13 protein-coding genes and 1 pseudogene are annotated in these 14,141 nt (G+C 56.5%); 10 read left to right on the plus strand and 4 right to left on the minus strand.

The window, feature by feature from the left end:
* Positions 1–79 precede the first annotated feature (79 nt).
* Positions 80–292: a hypothetical protein gene (locus CU103_RS21205; protein WP_106666024.1), complete on the minus strand. Its 213-nt coding sequence runs from the start codon at positions 290–292 to the stop codon at positions 80–82.
* Positions 293–618: 326 nt separating this feature from the next.
* Between CU103_RS21205 and CU103_RS21210 the strand changes: the two are divergent.
* From CU103_RS21210 to CU103_RS21245, 8 genes and pseudogenes are all read left to right on the plus strand, one after another.
* Positions 619–1,427, plus strand: a pseudogene (locus tag CU103_RS21210) (pyridoxal phosphate-dependent decarboxylase family protein).
* A 44-nt stretch (positions 1,428–1,471) separates the two neighbouring features.
* Positions 1,472–2,191: a GntR family transcriptional regulator gene (locus CU103_RS21215; RefSeq protein ID WP_106666135.1), complete on the plus strand. Its 720-nt coding sequence runs from the start codon at positions 1,472–1,474 to the stop codon at positions 2,189–2,191.
* Positions 2,192–2,295: 104 nt separating this feature from the next.
* Positions 2,296–2,832, plus strand: a complete 537-nt coding sequence (locus tag CU103_RS21220) for a flavin reductase family protein (protein ID WP_106666025.1) — start codon at positions 2,296–2,298, stop codon at positions 2,830–2,832.
* A 14-nt stretch (positions 2,833–2,846) separates the two neighbouring features.
* The gene (locus CU103_RS21225; RefSeq protein ID WP_106666026.1) at positions 2,847–4,331 is read left to right on the plus strand and encodes a 4-hydroxyphenylacetate 3-hydroxylase family protein; all 1,485 of its coding nucleotides are present in this window, start codon (positions 2,847–2,849) and stop codon (positions 4,329–4,331) included.
* A gap of 8 nt (positions 4,332–4,339) precedes the next feature.
* Positions 4,340–4,732 carry a cupin domain-containing protein gene (locus tag CU103_RS21230; protein WP_106666027.1) on the plus strand — a complete coding sequence of 131 codons (393 nt, stop codon included), beginning with the start codon at positions 4,340–4,342 and terminating at the stop codon, positions 4,730–4,732.
* A 417-nt stretch (positions 4,733–5,149) separates the two neighbouring features.
* A complete protein-coding gene (locus CU103_RS21235) occupies positions 5,150–6,991 on the plus strand; it encodes a TPR end-of-group domain-containing protein (protein WP_106666028.1) in 1,842 nt (613 codons plus the stop codon).
* A 626-nt stretch (positions 6,992–7,617) separates the two neighbouring features.
* Positions 7,618–7,917, plus strand: coding sequence for a ketopantoate reductase family protein (locus CU103_RS32670; protein WP_342588906.1), 300 nt, complete (start codon positions 7,618–7,620; stop codon positions 7,915–7,917).
* Positions 7,918–7,993: 76 nt separating this feature from the next.
* The gene (locus CU103_RS21245; RefSeq protein WP_106666029.1) at positions 7,994–8,473 is read left to right on the plus strand and encodes a class I SAM-dependent methyltransferase; all 480 of its coding nucleotides are present in this window, start codon (positions 7,994–7,996) and stop codon (positions 8,471–8,473) included.
* Here the strand turns inward: CU103_RS21245 and CU103_RS21250 are convergent.
* Both CU103_RS21250 and CU103_RS21255 read right to left on the minus strand, forming a co-directional pair.
* Complete coding sequence (locus tag CU103_RS21250; protein WP_106666030.1) at positions 8,456–9,331, minus strand: FkbM family methyltransferase; 876 nt, start codon at positions 9,329–9,331, stop codon at positions 8,456–8,458. The genes CU103_RS21245 and CU103_RS21250 overlap by 18 nt on opposite strands.
* A complete protein-coding gene (locus tag CU103_RS21255; protein ID WP_106666031.1) occupies positions 9,328–11,046 on the minus strand; it encodes an adenylate/guanylate cyclase domain-containing protein in 1,719 nt (572 codons plus the stop codon). The genes CU103_RS21250 and CU103_RS21255 overlap by 4 nt, the downstream gene beginning before the upstream one ends.
* A 242-nt stretch (positions 11,047–11,288) precedes the next feature.
* Here CU103_RS21255 and CU103_RS21260 point away from each other — a divergent pair, with 242 nt between their 5' ends.
* Complete coding sequence (locus CU103_RS21260) at positions 11,289–12,383, plus strand: glycosyltransferase family 4 protein (protein WP_106666032.1); 1,095 nt, start codon at positions 11,289–11,291, stop codon at positions 12,381–12,383.
* Positions 12,380–13,147, plus strand: coding sequence for a polysaccharide deacetylase family protein (locus CU103_RS21265; RefSeq protein ID WP_106666033.1), 768 nt, complete (start codon positions 12,380–12,382; stop codon positions 13,145–13,147). The genes CU103_RS21260 and CU103_RS21265 overlap by 4 nt, the downstream gene beginning before the upstream one ends.
* Here CU103_RS21265 and CU103_RS21270 read toward each other — a convergent pair.
* Positions 13,144–13,974, minus strand: coding sequence for an MBL fold metallo-hydrolase (locus CU103_RS21270; protein ID WP_106666034.1), 831 nt, complete (start codon positions 13,972–13,974; stop codon positions 13,144–13,146). The genes CU103_RS21265 and CU103_RS21270 overlap by 4 nt on opposite strands.
* Between the last annotated feature and the right edge of the window lie 167 nt (positions 13,975–14,141).

Below are 14,141 nucleotides of genomic sequence, written 5' to 3' on the forward strand. Positions count from 1 at the left end.
AGCTCGAACCTTTTTAGTCCTATGACGACATGCTGAGCACTCAGGGCACGGCATGTAAGGTGGGTCCGGAACACTTAGTTCAACTTAACAGCTGCAAAAGAATTGACGGCGAACTGGCGAAAACACCGACGACGAAACCGACAATTCCCAACGCAATGGCACCGATGAGGCCATGGTTCTCCCATCCGAACATGGCTCCCAACACTGTTGCGATGGCAATCACGGAAACTGTCCACACAACCTTTGTTGTCCTGACTAACCCACTGGGTATTTTTCGTTCTTTATTGGTCATGGCGGGTCCAGAACCTAATTACTTTCAACCATATAGAGGCGCTCTGGTAGTATTTTGCTACCCAATACTTCAAAAAATGCACCGCCCAGGTTGCGGTTGGGCGGTCAGGCGGATCGAAATCCGCCGCATAGCAGCCCTAGTTTCGGCCGACATGCCACCACACCAACACGTCAAATATTCTGGACATCGCCGTCTCAACTCTGAATTCGTTGCCAGGCCTCGCATCGGACAAAGTATGCTATCGTGAAGCGCGTACCGAGATCGGCAGGCCCATGCACAACTTGAACATCTCCGACGAGGAGCTTTCGTGCCTGACCCAATAGGCCATGGCGCTGGCACTGAACTATTGGGCATCCGTTGACAAGCTCCCGGCTTATCCCGTTACAAGCGGTGAACTGACCGCCCGCCTGTTCGCGCGGCCCTGGTCAGAAAAAGGACTGGGAAGAGCGGTCTTGGATGATTTCAAGACGATCGCGGAACATGTACGTCCCTCGGGCGGCCGCTTCTTCGGCTATGTGGTCGGCTCTGCCGAGCCCGTCGGTGCGCTTGGAGATCTGCTTGCTGCGGTGCTCAACCAGAACGTCACGTCCTGGCGATCCGCCCCTGCAGCGACAACTATCGAGCAGGCGGTCGTGGGTTGGCTGGCGGATGCAGTCGGTTGTCCGACTTCAAGGGCAGCCTCTGCGGTGGCGGGTCGGCGGCAAATCTGATGGCGCTCGCCATGGCGCGCGAAGCCAAACTCCCGGCCAATGAGGCGGGCGCGCGACCGTGCGTGGTTTACGCTTCGGAGCAAGTGCACATGTCGATCCCCAAGGCGGCAGCGCTGCTGGGTATCGGCCGCGACAATCTTCGCTTGATATCTGTCGATGAGGATTTGCGGATGCGTACCGACGCGCTCGAGGCGGCCATCGCCACCGACCGCGAAGCGGGAAAAACGCCGATCGCGATCGTGGCAACGGTCGGCACCGTCAATATCGGCGCAATCGATCCGCTTCAGCAAGTAGCCGAGATAGCAAGGCGGGAAGCTCTCTGGCTCCACGTCGACGGTGCTCACGGAGCGCTTGCGGCGCTTGCAGTCCCTGAGAAGGTCCGCGGACTCGACCAGGCAGACTCCGTGTCGCTCGACGCGCGATAAAAAGTTATTTCCTGTGATATAAACATCATGTATACATGTTGTTTATGACAAGACTTCAAACAATTGGAAAGCTGTCTGCGATTGAGCCATCTGCAGAGGCAGCACAGGATGTTGTTTACAGATGGTTGAAGCAGCATGTCCTGACGTTGCCGCGGCAAGAAGCAACATTTGTCACGGAGGCGGAGGTTTGCCGTGCGACAGGATCGTCACGCACCCCCGTGCGGGAGGCGTTGTTGAGGTTAGAATCGGACGGGTTTCTGCGGATTGTACCCAAGAAGGGCGCATACGTGGCAGCGATAACTGAAGCCGATGTCGAGTTTGTGATGCAGGCCAGAGAGTTGGTGGAAGACTGGTGCGTGCGACGTGCCGCCCTGTTAGGCGAGCCGCTGGCAGCGGAATTGGACCAGTACGTGGTCCAACAAGCTGAGTTGCAGCAAAACCCGGTGACGTTCATCGAACGCGATCGAGAGTTTCACCGGACGATTGTACGCTCTGCCGGCAATCCAATACTGGCGGATTTTTATGAAACCCTGCGGGATCGACAGTTGCGAATGGGGGTGCAGGCAATCGCTGCTTCTGAGGAGCGCACCACTGTTGTGTTGGCCGAGCATGCAGCCATCGTCGAAGCAATAAGGTCGGGTGATCCCGAACGCGCTGCTGGTTCCATAGCCGTGCACTTGACCAATACCTTGCTCGCCATGCGATTGCCGGCAACGCCAGGCTGGGTGCGCAGCGCAACAGACTCGCGCGGAAGTCGGTTTTGATGACAATGCGAGTGCGAGGGTTTGAGTGGTGGCCTGAAGTCTGGAAGTAGGCGCAGCCAAAGCGGGTTTCCTTCCTGACCATTGTGACGGAGAGGAGGGAGGAGATGGATCTCAAGTCGGAAATTTCTTTCGATCGGCAAGCTTTTCGGCAGGCTTTAGGCCAGTTTCCCACGGGCGTCTGCGTCGTGACATGCACAGCGGAGTTTGAACAGCTTGGCATGACCATGAGTTCATTCAACTGCTTATCTCTCGATCCACCCCTCATTCTCTTCAGCATCGATCGCAAGGCTGTGAGTCTCCCCTTGTGGGAAAAGGCCGCGGGCTACGCAGTCAATGTATTGGCCGAGAACCAGAAAGATATTTCCAATCGGTTCGCAAAGTCTCGTTCGAACAAGTGGGAAGGAATGAGATTTGCGCATGGACAATGCGGTGCACCTTTGTTGCCCGGGGTTGCTGCGGTCTTCGAGTGCATTCCCTGGGCAAAATATGACGGCGGCGACCATACACTTTTCATCGCGGAAGTGCGGCGTTTCGCGTCGTCAGTCGACCGGATGCCGCTTGTGTTCAGCAAGGGGCGCTATGCAGCGCTCCAGACAACCGAATTCGTTGCGTCACTTTGGCCGCTGGACATTCATTACTAACGAGGGAGTGGGAGATGATCAAGACAGGAGCAATGCATATCGCAATGCTGAAGGACGGAAGGCAGGTTTACATCAACGGTCAGTTGGCCGGAGATATCACGGTCCATGCCGCCTTTCGGCAGACGGTTCAGTCGGTGGGAAAACTATACGATTTTCAGTCCAGTGTCGACAATCTGGAACTGATGACGTTCGAAGTGCCGGAGGCAGGTGGCGAACGTGCCAACCGGATTTGGCAGCTGCCGCATAGCTATCAGGAACTCTTGGAACGCCGCAGGGCACTTGAGGCTTGGGCCGAACTCCATGGCGGCTTTCTGGGCCGTGCGCCGGATCATGTCGCCTCATGCATCTCAGGCATGTATATGGGGATCGAGCTATTCAGGGCATATGACGCCGGCCGCTCCGCGGCCCTTGCCGACTACTACCGATATGCGCGCGACAACGAGCTTTATCTCACCTATGTCATCATCAATCCTCAAGCGGATCGATCCAAGGCCGCGAGCGAGCAGCAGGACATCTTCCTCACCGCGGGCGTCGTCGATCAGGACAGCGAAGGACTGACCATACGCGGTGCCAAGATGCTGGCAACGGGCGGGGTGATGGCAAATGAAGTGCTTGTGACCTGTATTCAGCCTCTTCGCGAGGGAGATGAGCGCTATGCCGTTTCCTTCGCTGTCCCCATGAATACCAAAGGGCTGAAGATCCTGTCGCGCAAGTCCTACGAAGAAAATGCAACGAGTGTTTTCGACAATCCGCTCGCCAGCCGCTTCGATGAAAACGACGCGGTCCTTTACTTCGATGATGTGAAAGTGCCGTGGGACCGCGTGTTCGTTAATCAGGATATCGCCATGACCCTGAAACAGTTTCACGCCACACCAGCCCACGTTTATCAGAACTATCAGGCCCAGATACGACTGATGGTGAAAATGCGATTCCTTGTCGGCATCGCCAAGCGTATCGCGGAAACAAACGGTGTCATCAGCTTCCCCCAAGTGAAGGAAACACTTGGTACTCTGGCCGCGCATAACACTTTGGTGGACGCGCTCGTTCATTCGATGGAAGTGAAGGGCCGAATGCACGGTGCATATTTCATTCCAGACGCGCACACCTTGTACTCCGCACAGGTCTTGACCCAGCAACTTTATGCGCAGGTTATGGTGACCCTGCGCGAGCTGGCGGGCGGCGGATTGATCATGCTGCCGTCGTCGGTTTTGGACTTCGCGAATGGTGAACTGCGTGACCTGATTGGGAAAACCCAGCAATCGCCCGTCGCATCCGCCGAGGGCCGCGTGAAGTTTTTCAAGCTTGCGTGGGATGCAGTTGGTTCGGAATTCGCGTCGCGCCACACGCAATACGAAATGTTTTATGGGGGAGCTGCTTTCGTGACCAAGGGCCACAGCTTCCGAACGTTTGATTGGGATCGCTGCACGCAGCTTGTCGATCAAATGCTCGATAGCTATGCGCTCGAGGACGAAACCAAAGAAAACCCTGTAGCCGCCTGAGGTGTCCCATGCCAAGCGAGAAAGAGCATAAGGAATTTCACTCCGTGGCTATGGATGGCGAAGGCTGGCATTCGCCTCCTGGCTATCCGCCAGATATCGAGCAAAAGATTCTTGCGGGCGGTTTCGACGCAGATCACATGATGGGAAGTCGCACGCGACTGCTTCGCTTCAAGCCGGGTGCACATACAACAGTAGCGTTTGTGCATGATTATTGGGAAGAGGTATATCTGATCTCGGGGGATCTCATAGTTGATGGCGGAGATGGCCAGCATCCGGCGACCTTCCTTTCTCACACCTATGCTTGCCGTCCGCCCGGCATCTATCACGGTCCCTTCAGGTCAGAGACAGGATGCCTGTTACTGGAGTTTCACTACTACGCCAGCCCAGTTGCACCGTGGTGAATTCCAAATGCGCTTGGAGCCCTCTTTACAGTAGGCCGGTTTGTCCGTCGGACGGAGACAGGTAGCTCTAGCGTTGTCAGAACATGCTACCGAACGTCCGCTTGTGGGCCAACTGCAGCCATCCAGCATCATCCACGTTCGTCAGAAACAGACGACCTTCCACGGCTGACACCTCTCGCTATCTTCTGATGGACGGACCAACGTCCCCTACGCGCCATAGGCGATTATTGTCTCAGCGCGGACGCCGACGATGAAGTCGGTTGTTAAAAAGACTGAGGACTTAGGCGGCGTGGCTGGGCCGCCTTCCGAGTTGTCAGACCCAGCCTGACCTCTAATGTCGTGAAACTGCTCAAATCAAGAGTATTTTGTTACCAAGCTGGTGCTATTATCCTTTGAGCACTGACTGGGGAATCGTTCATGGAACGCAAGCTTGCCGCCATTCTCGCTGCCGATGTCGCGGGCTATTCCGCGCTTATGGAAGTCGATGAGGCTGGCACGTTCGAACGATTGAGGGCCCGCCACAAAGACCTTTTCGAGCCCGAGGTCGACAGATATCACGGGCGCATTTTCAAGGTAATGGGTGACGGGCTGCTAGCGGAGTTCGGCAGTGTAGTCGATGCTGTCGAATGTGCCGCCGCGCTTCAGCGTGGCATGATGGAGCGCAACGACAATTTCCCTGAAAGCAATCGCATCGAAATTCGCATCGGCATTAACCTGGGTGAAGTGATCATTGAAGGTGAGGATCGTTATGGGGAGGGTGTGAATATTGCTGCCCGACTGCAAAGCCTTGCCGACCCCGGCGGCATTTGCGTTTCGGCTAAGGTATCGAGGGAGGTCGAGAAGAAACTCACCTATGCCTTCGAGCCGATGGGCGAGCAGTGGGTGAAGAACATCACCGAACCAATTGCTTGTTATCGCGTGAACTTGAATGCAACCTCACCAGGTGTTTCCAAAGTGCTGATGCAAAACGGATCTGCAGCGCCTAAAAGGATATCGATCGCGGTTCTGCCGTTCAGCAACATGAGCGGTGACCCTGAACAGGAGTATTTTTCCGACGGGATCACCGAGGACATCATTACAGATCTATCCAAAATCTCCCACCTGCACGTAATCGCCCGTAACACGACATTCACGTACAAGGGCAGGCCAGCGAAGATACAGCAGGTCGCTCAGGACCTCGGTGTCAGGTTCGTGCTGGAGGGCAGTGTTCGCAAAGCGGGATCACGCGTTCGTGTCACTGGACAGCTGGTCGGCAGTCACCTCTGGGCCGAGCGCTATGACCGTGAACTTACCGACATCTTTGCGATTCAAGACGAAATCACCCACGCCATCGTCGATCAGCTGAAAATCAAGCTGCTCCCCGACGAGAAAGAGGCGATCAACGCGACCCCTACTGAGGATGTCGAAGCCTATACCTATTATCTTCGAGGTCGGCAGTTCCTACACATGTGTTCGAAATCCTACATGCTGCTGGCGCGGCGCATGTTCGCCAGGGCAGCGGAGATCGATCGGAGCTATGCGCGCGCCTACGCAGGCATCGCCAACTGCGATTCGGTGCTTTATTCCTGGCAATATGCCGATGTATCGATCGACGCCATCCTCGCGACGAGTGCGAAGGCACTCGAACTTGATCCGGACCTGGCCGATGCCCACGCATCGCGCGGCCTTGCGCTCCAATATGGCGGACTGCGTGCGGAGGCCGCCGCCGAATTCGACCGGGCACTTGCTCTTGACCCTAACCTGCACGAGGCAAACTATTTCTATGCCCGCTTTTTTTTCGAACAGAGCGATTTCGAACGCGCAGCCGAGCTATTCGAGCGCGCTATGCGTGTGCGGTCGGACGATTACCGTTCTGCCGTGCTGTTGGCGTGTGTCTATCGTTCGCTCGGCCGGCATGCGGATATGACGAGAGTGGCTCGGTTGGGGCTGGAACGGGCCGAACTTGAACTCAATCTGCATCCAGAGAATTCAAGTCCCGCCCAACTGGGTGCGCTCGCACTAGCGCAGCTCGGCGAGCGAGACCGCGCTAAGGAATGGGCGGCACGGACTCTGGCAATCGATCCGGATGACCTCAACGCATTGTACAATATTGCATGTACATATTTGATCATGGACGAGACCGAGGCGGCACTTGATCTGCTGGAGAAGATTATTCCAAGAACCAAACAAATCATGTGGTGGCAGAGTGACCCTGACCTCGATCCGATCCGCGATCATCCACGCTACAAAAGACTGGTAGAGAGAACTATACCCGGTTGATTTTATTGTTGTCATCCCTAGTGAGCTCCAGCCTGATCGTCCGGGTTACCCTCTCCGTTCAGACGCTCGATCTAGTACTATCGAAGACTACAAGCGTTCGCGCGACCGAGCTTGCCCACAGCGAAGCCGACCGCAAACCCCGCGGTGTGCGAAAGCATACTGTGTGTCGTCATTTCGATGTTCCTCATGTGTTAGCCCGCAGACGTGACAATCGATGGTAGCCCGGACGGCGCGACGAGCCGAGTGAGTTGAAGCCGGGTAGCGTTAGTTCTGGCCAGGGCGTTTGGACGCCGTGACATGTGCCACATCTGGAGAGAGCTGTTTTTGTGCAGGGCTATCCTGGATAGCCCATCTAGGAATCTCCCGCAGCAATATTAGGTCGAAACTAATACGGACATTATATTTCCGAACGTTCGCTGAAAGCCTATTCGTTGAAGAATTTTAGCAATGTCCTATCGCAAAACTGTTTGTTGGATTGTTCATATGACTAGACTGAGCGCGATCACCGGGAGTCCGCAACACGCTTCAACTCAGGCACTGTAGGGGGCCCATTCTATCGTGCTCTAAGGCGGCAGAACTGTATATTGCTATTATGGCTACGAGATTGTCGTTGGAAGGGGACGATCATGCGGATCGCGATTATGGGTTCTGGCGCTATCGGCGGCTATTTTGGTGCGCGACTCGCCCAGACTGGCCAAGATGTCACTTTTATGGCGCGTGGTGCCCACCTCGAAGCAATTCGAAGCCATGGATTGCAGCACGTCAAAATCTTGCGGCACTTGCTCCATATGCCGGAAAGTGGCCTCAACTTTTGTCAAAATCACAATTTTTTGTCCGGGTCAGGTGGTTTCTATGCAAGAATGGAGCGAATCTTTGTCAAACTCTTCTCTGATGGCTTCTGGACTGTTTTCGTTTTCTTAAGGTGACACTCCAGCGGTCGACCACCGATGGGCAGCATGTTAAGCCCACCTCGCATATCGAAATAATGGAAACCGAAATCTCATGAGCCGGCTCGACAGCTTCATCTTCCGCATGACCGCGCAGCGCGAAATTCTCAATCACCTTACCGGTAAGTTGGATGGGCTCGATGGGCCGATACTCGAACTTGGTCTTGGCAACGGCCGCACCTTTGATCATTTGCGCGAATGTTTTCCGGATCGAAGGATCATCGTCTTTGACCGGGCAGTTGGCGCGCACAAGACCTCAACGCCCGAGCCGGAAAACATGGTGGTTGGCGAGATCAGGGAGACCGCGCAGCAATATATCGGGGTCAATGCTGCTCTTGCGCATGTCGATATCGGCACGGGCTATGACGAGAAGGATGCGATCACGCTGACCTGGTTACCGCAACTCATGGCTGGGCTTGTTGCACCGGACGGTTTTGCGGTGAGCGGCCTTGAACTGCAGCATGCGCACCTTGAGCCTTTGCCGATGCCGCCGGGGGTCGAGAAAGGCCGCTACTTCCTATACCGCCGCGTTTGAGGCCTCAAATAACAGCAGGTCAAACTGTTGCTCGGCAACGGGAATGTCCTTGACCTTCGCTGGAGCGATGGCATCCTCGCGAACGATCAGGCAGTCCTCGTAGAAACCGGCGAGGTAGTCCACGAAGGCGGTGCTTTGCTGCGGGCCGTAAAAAACCGGCGAAAACTCCATGTAGAGCGGAACTCTGCGAGCCAGCAACGCTTCCATCGAGCGGCAGGCAAACGGCTCATAGCCCTCGATGTCCATCCAGATCAGCCCGACCTCATGAAGGGGGGTCGCGGCCTCCGCAAGGATCGTGCTGACAGGTTTGACCGGAACGACAATCTTGCGGTCACCCGCGCTTTGCGCAAATGCGCTGCTCTTGCCGTAATTGTCCTGGTGCTGGAAGAAATCGATCGTCCCTTCGCTCTCGCCGGCGGCTGAATTGACGAGCGTCACCAGATCGGCGAGCTTGTTTTGGGTGATATTGATGCGCAGAAGTTCAAAATTTCGCGGATCCGCCTCAACGCTGACAATGCGGGCAAAGGCCTTGCTCAAAGCGAAATAAATGGTCTGGGTACCGATATTGCCCCCAAGCTCAAGCAACGTGCTGCCTTGCCGCAACAGCTGCCTTTCCTGAAGGATGGCAAGCAGCCGGTTGACGCTGTCGCGTTCGAAGTTGCCCTTACGGAAGATTTTTTTGCCGATATAGTCGTTGGGAGCGAAGGTCATGACGTGATCGCCGCAATCGACAGTCATCGTCAGAACGCGCGGGCCGATGGCGTTGATCATCAGCTCACGCCCGTAGCGTGTGTCGAAAAACCGTCCGGCGAGGCGGTTGCGCAGTTTTCGGCGTTGGCGCTTCCAGCTTGTACTCATGCGAACCGGCTGCTTGTTTCCTGGGAAACAATAAAGACGCGCAGCGGTTCAGCCCTGCCGCGGATAGCAATTTCCCGGCTTTCCAGGTTGTCGGTATCCGAGCCGGCCAAAAGGATTGTCGGCTCCGAGACAACAACGGTTGCATCAAGTTCCTTGGCGACGCTTTCCAGTCGGCTGGCAACGTTGACCGTGTCACCAATGGCCGTCAAGTTTTTGACCGATCCATAGCCCATGGCGCCGACGATCGCAGGGCCGCTGTGAATGCCGATGGCAACGCGAATTGGCATGGGCAGGTCGCCTGCCAGCTCCTCATTGAGACGTTTGATTTCCTGCGCGATGGTGGCCGCTGCTTTGAGCGCATTGCGGCAGGCATCTTCGGGCGACCCCCTCAGTCCGAACAGAGCCATGGCACCGTCGCCGATGAATTTGTCCACGCGCCCGCCCGACTTCTCCACGGCCTGACCGACTAGAGCGAAATAGCGGTTGAGAAGGAAGACGACATCATAGGGAAGCTGCGCTTGGGTCAGCATGGTGAAGCTGCGAATATCACAAAAGAGGATGGCGATCTCCTGTTCGCGGCCAGGATTGGTCTGCTGGCTGCCGACCGGCACGATACCTTCGACGGAGGGTACCAGCAGCGGCACAACACTGATATCGGTGACCGGATGAAGCTGACAGGCGAGGCGCACGCCAGGATCGGCACCAATGCGGTTCAGCGTTGTCTGTTCGATCGATTCGGGAGCCGGCAGTGTTGTCACGCCTTCGACGACCTGGACGCGGCAGGTCGAACAACGTCCCTTGCCGCCACAGACCGCATAATGGGCAATACCACCCATGCGGCTTGCCTCCAGCACGCTGAATCCGCGTGGAACGTTAACGGTTTCCCCGCCTGGATAGCGAATTTGGATCTGGTCGGCCCGTTCGCGCCAACTGCGGCGTGTGCGCAGGGCAAAGACAAGGATCAAAGCGCCGGCAAATCCACCATAGAGCGAGTATTTTGCCATTTGCACGCGCCGCATTTGCGTTTCGAGCGTTGCCGATGCCTGGCCGTATCCGCTTGCGCCACGAGCCCTTGCATAGCCACTGCCGTAGCTCGACTGAACCGGTTCGCTTTCGAGTATCCGCCCGGTGTCGGCAAAGCCAAGCAGCGCAAGGACGGGAAGGAGAATCGCGAATGTGAGGAGAAACGGAGCAGCCCGATAGTACCAGTCGCGATAGCGTAGCCAAAAATGCACCCCGATACATCCATGGGTCCAGATGACGAGCAGCGCGATCGACTGGCGCAGACCGCTGGTCGGCGATTCGATCCACAAGGTGCGAATCACCGCCTCGTAACTGTCCTGCAGGCCCATCAGTTCGAAACGCACGCGCGTTGCAATCACGTGGTCGATAATGAGGAGCGGGATCAACAATCCAAGAATGACCTGCATCGCCTCGCGCATGGGCATGACGAGGGTCCGGTGCAGATAAAGTGAACGCATGACAAGCGTGACATGGACGAGAACTGCGCCATAAAGAATGAGCGTGCCAACGGGATTGCGCCAGATGGCTGTAAACCATAACCGTCCCTCTTCGGCGGCGGTCAAGGAAATCAGGTTGAGTGCGTGATTGCTCAGATGCAATGTCACAAAGACCAGCATGATCAGCCCTGAAACCAGCCGCGCCCTGCGCAGGGATCGTTCGGAGAAGCGAGGCGCTTGTGCAATGACTGTCATGAATACCGAACTGATTTCTGTCGAACTAACTTAAGCGACGAATAATGATTTGGCGAGATAGTCACACTTGCGCAATTGCTCCTGAATAATGGCAAGACAAGGCCCGGCGCGGATGACAATTATGTGTAGTGCACACGCGCCGGCACAGCGTTTTATCAGGCATATCCTGCTTGCAATTGCCGGCAAATGGGTGTGCAAGATTCCAGCAAGCTGCACACGTACTGATTGAATCATAAAGCAATATGCATATCGCCTTTTACGCTCCCCTCAAATCGCCCAATCATCCGGTTCCATCCGGCGACCGGCAGATGGCAAGGCTCTTGATGGCTGCCATGCAACAGGCCGGGCACACTGTCGAGATTGCGTCGCAGCTGCGCAGCTTTACGAGCACGCCGGAAGCCGGTGCGCGCCAACAGGTGGCGTTGCAGGCGGAAAATGAGGCCAAGCGCCTGGCAACAAAGTGGCGGCAAGGCGCAAAGCCTGATCTTTGGTTCTGCTATCATCCCTATTACAAGGCGCCGGACCTGATCGGGCCGAAGCTCGCGTCGTTGTTCAATCTTCCCTATGTGACGGCGGAGGCTTCCTACTCCAGGCGGCGGGATGAAACCGGCTGGGCAGAGCTGCAATTGCTGGTCAGCGATGCGGTGCGCCAGGCAGTCGTGAATATATGCTTTACAAAACGCGATGAGGCGGGGCTTGCCGCCGCTGTTCCAGCCGTGCATCTGGCGCGGCTTGCGCCTTTCATCGACGTTTTGCCCTTTGCCAGGGAACCATCAGTCCAAGGGGCGCATCGTCTGGTCACGGTGGCCATGATGCGACCGGGCGACAAGCTGGAGAGCTACAGCATGCTTGCCGCAGCGCTGGCTCTCATCGAGGACCTGCCCTGGACATTGACGGTGATCGGGGATGGCCCGGCGCGCGACGCGGTGAGGGCGTTGTTTGCAAAATTTAGTGCCGGGCGCATTGGATGGCTCGGCGAAAAACCGGCAACAGAAGTCGTCCATCTTCTCTATGAAGGCGGAACCTATGTCTGGCCCGGCACGGGCGAAGCCTACGGGATCGCTTATATGGAAGCACAGGCGGCAGGATTGCCGGTGGTGGCGCAAAAGACCGCCGGAGTGCCGGAAGTGGTCAAGGATGGCGTCACCGGCACGTTGACGCCAGCGGGCGATACCCTGGCTTTTGCGCATGCCATCGCGCATATGCTGGGTGACGGCGGCCGGCGCAATAAAATGGGCTGGGCGGCGCGCCGCTTCATCTTGCAGGACCGGTCACTGGATGTTGCATCAAGGCGGCTGGATGAATTGCTGCGCGACTTTACGGGGGCTGGCCTATGACAAACGATCAAGTATGGCAGCCCTTGCGCGCAGAACTTGCGCGCTGGATCAACGCCAACCGCAGCGTGCGTTTCTGGCTGCGGGATGATGATGCCGTCAAGCCAACGCCTGCGCTCGAGCGTTTGTTGACGCTTGGCCAGGAACAAAAAGTGCCGCTGACGCTTGCTGTGGTTCCACTGTATGCCGGGGACGCGCTTGCCGGGCGATTGGCGGGCGAAGAAGGCATAAGCGTTGCCGTGCACGGCTGGTCGCATGAAAACCATGCATCAAGTTCAGACAAGAAACAGGAGCTTGGAGCGCACCGGCCGCAAAGTGTCGTTCTTGGCGAGCTTCGCGATGGCTATAGCCAGCTGAAGGCACGGTTCAAGGGGCAGTTTGTGCCGGTGCTGGTCCCGCCCTGGAACCGCATCGATTCGCTGCTCTTGCCCGAGTTGCCGGGGCTCGGCTTTGAGGCTTTGTCGGTATTTGGCGCCGCCGAGGCGAAACATTCAGCTTTCCTGCCGGTCATCAACACGCATGTCGACCTGATCGACTGGCACGGGACGCGTGGCTGCCGGGATCATGGCGAGCTGGTCAGGGCAATCGTTGAGGAACTGCAGCAGCGCTTTGATGGCAGCAACGGGCCGGTCGGGCTCCTCACCCATCATCTCGTCCATGATGCATCGGCCTGGGACTTTCTTAAAACCCTGTTTGCCGTGGTGGCCGAAGCGCCGGGCGGACGCTGGGTATCCATCCGCGAATTGCTCGGCCGCCAAACCCTCTAAAGATCGATGACCTGAAAATCGCGGGCAGCAAAGGCGCCGGCAAACCGCTGCCTGGCCAAGTGTTCGAACGCGTCAAGCTCGTCATCGGTACGCGATGGCGCGTGGTGAAACAGCGCCAGCTTGCCGATTTTTGCTGCCTGCGCCAGAAGGACGCCATGCTGCCAGGTCGAATGGCCATATCCGAAGCGCCGTGGCATCTCGTCTTCGGTATAGGTGCAGTCATAGATAACGAGGTCGGCGTCCTTGATGAGTTTCATGACCACAGGGTCGAGCTTTCCGGCTTCATGCTCGGTATCATAAATCAGCGCCAGCACGCGCCCCGCCCATTCGATGCGATAGCCGATGCAACCGCCTGGATGATTGAGGCTATCGGTGCGGATGGTAAGGCCTTCAAATGGCTCCAGCACGTCACCGGAGCGGAAATCGCGAAAGCCAAGACAGGCCTTGCAGATTTCCGGCTCAACGGGAAACCATGGCGGTCGCATGAACTGCTTGACCATTTCGCGCGTGGTCATGATCCCGGCCAGATGCCCGGACCACAGCCGCACATTCATCATCGGATTGTAGAGCGGCGCAAAATACGGCAGACCGATGATATGGTCATAATGGCAATGCGTGAAGAGGATCTCGACCTGATCAACGCCTTCCCTGGTCAGGGCTTCGCCTGCCTGGCGTACACCTGTGCCGGTGTCAAAGATCAGCCTGTTTTTGCCACACTGGACTTCAATACATGCGGTGTTGCCGCCATAGCGTTTGAACTCGGGGCCCGATACAGAGACGCTGCCACGCGTTCCCCAGAATTTCACCCGAAACACTTCGTCGTTCATGCTGATCTTTACACCCAATTCCCCGCTTTTTCCGGGTACCGTAACCAAACTGCATTCGTTATGCGAGACTTGGATTTCGATTTATTTGTCAATAACGCAATAAAAACCTGCGTGTGACCATATGTAGGCGATGGTCATCTGATTTTTAAGCTTTATGACAATTGTCA

Origin of the sequence: Phyllobacterium sophorae (assembly GCF_003010965.1) — a bacterium.
Lineage (GTDB): Bacteria > Pseudomonadota > Alphaproteobacteria > Rhizobiales > Rhizobiaceae > Phyllobacterium > Phyllobacterium sophorae.

What these genes read in the sequence shown, in the direction of transcription:
- CU103_RS21205 (WP_106666024.1), bottom strand. Translation starts at nt 292, where the DNA reads ATGACCAATAAAGAACGAAAAATACCCAGTGGGTTAGTCAGGACAACA.
- CU103_RS21215 (WP_106666135.1), top strand. Translation starts at nt 1,472, where the DNA reads ATGACAAGACTTCAAACAATTGGAAAGCTGTCTGCGATTGAGCCATCT.
- CU103_RS21220 (WP_106666025.1), top strand. Translation starts at nt 2,296, where the DNA reads ATGGATCTCAAGTCGGAAATTTCTTTCGATCGGCAAGCTTTTCGGCAG.
- CU103_RS21225 (WP_106666026.1), top strand. Translation starts at nt 2,847, where the DNA reads ATGATCAAGACAGGAGCAATGCATATCGCAATGCTGAAGGACGGAAGG.
- CU103_RS21230 (WP_106666027.1), top strand. Translation starts at nt 4,340, where the DNA reads ATGCCAAGCGAGAAAGAGCATAAGGAATTTCACTCCGTGGCTATGGAT.
- CU103_RS21235 (WP_106666028.1), top strand. Translation starts at nt 5,150, where the DNA reads ATGGAACGCAAGCTTGCCGCCATTCTCGCTGCCGATGTCGCGGGCTAT.
- CU103_RS32670 (WP_342588906.1), top strand. Translation starts at nt 7,618, where the DNA reads ATGCGGATCGCGATTATGGGTTCTGGCGCTATCGGCGGCTATTTTGGT.
- CU103_RS21245 (WP_106666029.1), top strand. Translation starts at nt 7,994, where the DNA reads ATGAGCCGGCTCGACAGCTTCATCTTCCGCATGACCGCGCAGCGCGAA.
- CU103_RS21250 (WP_106666030.1), bottom strand. Translation starts at nt 9,331, where the DNA reads ATGAGTACAAGCTGGAAGCGCCAACGCCGAAAACTGCGCAACCGCCTC.
- CU103_RS21255 (WP_106666031.1), bottom strand. Translation starts at nt 11,046, where the DNA reads ATGACAGTCATTGCACAAGCGCCTCGCTTCTCCGAACGATCCCTGCGC.
- CU103_RS21260 (WP_106666032.1), top strand. Translation starts at nt 11,289, where the DNA reads ATGCATATCGCCTTTTACGCTCCCCTCAAATCGCCCAATCATCCGGTT.
- CU103_RS21265 (WP_106666033.1), top strand. Translation starts at nt 12,380, where the DNA reads ATGACAAACGATCAAGTATGGCAGCCCTTGCGCGCAGAACTTGCGCGC.
- CU103_RS21270 (WP_106666034.1), bottom strand. Translation starts at nt 13,974, where the DNA reads ATGAACGACGAAGTGTTTCGGGTGAAATTCTGGGGAACGCGTGGCAGC.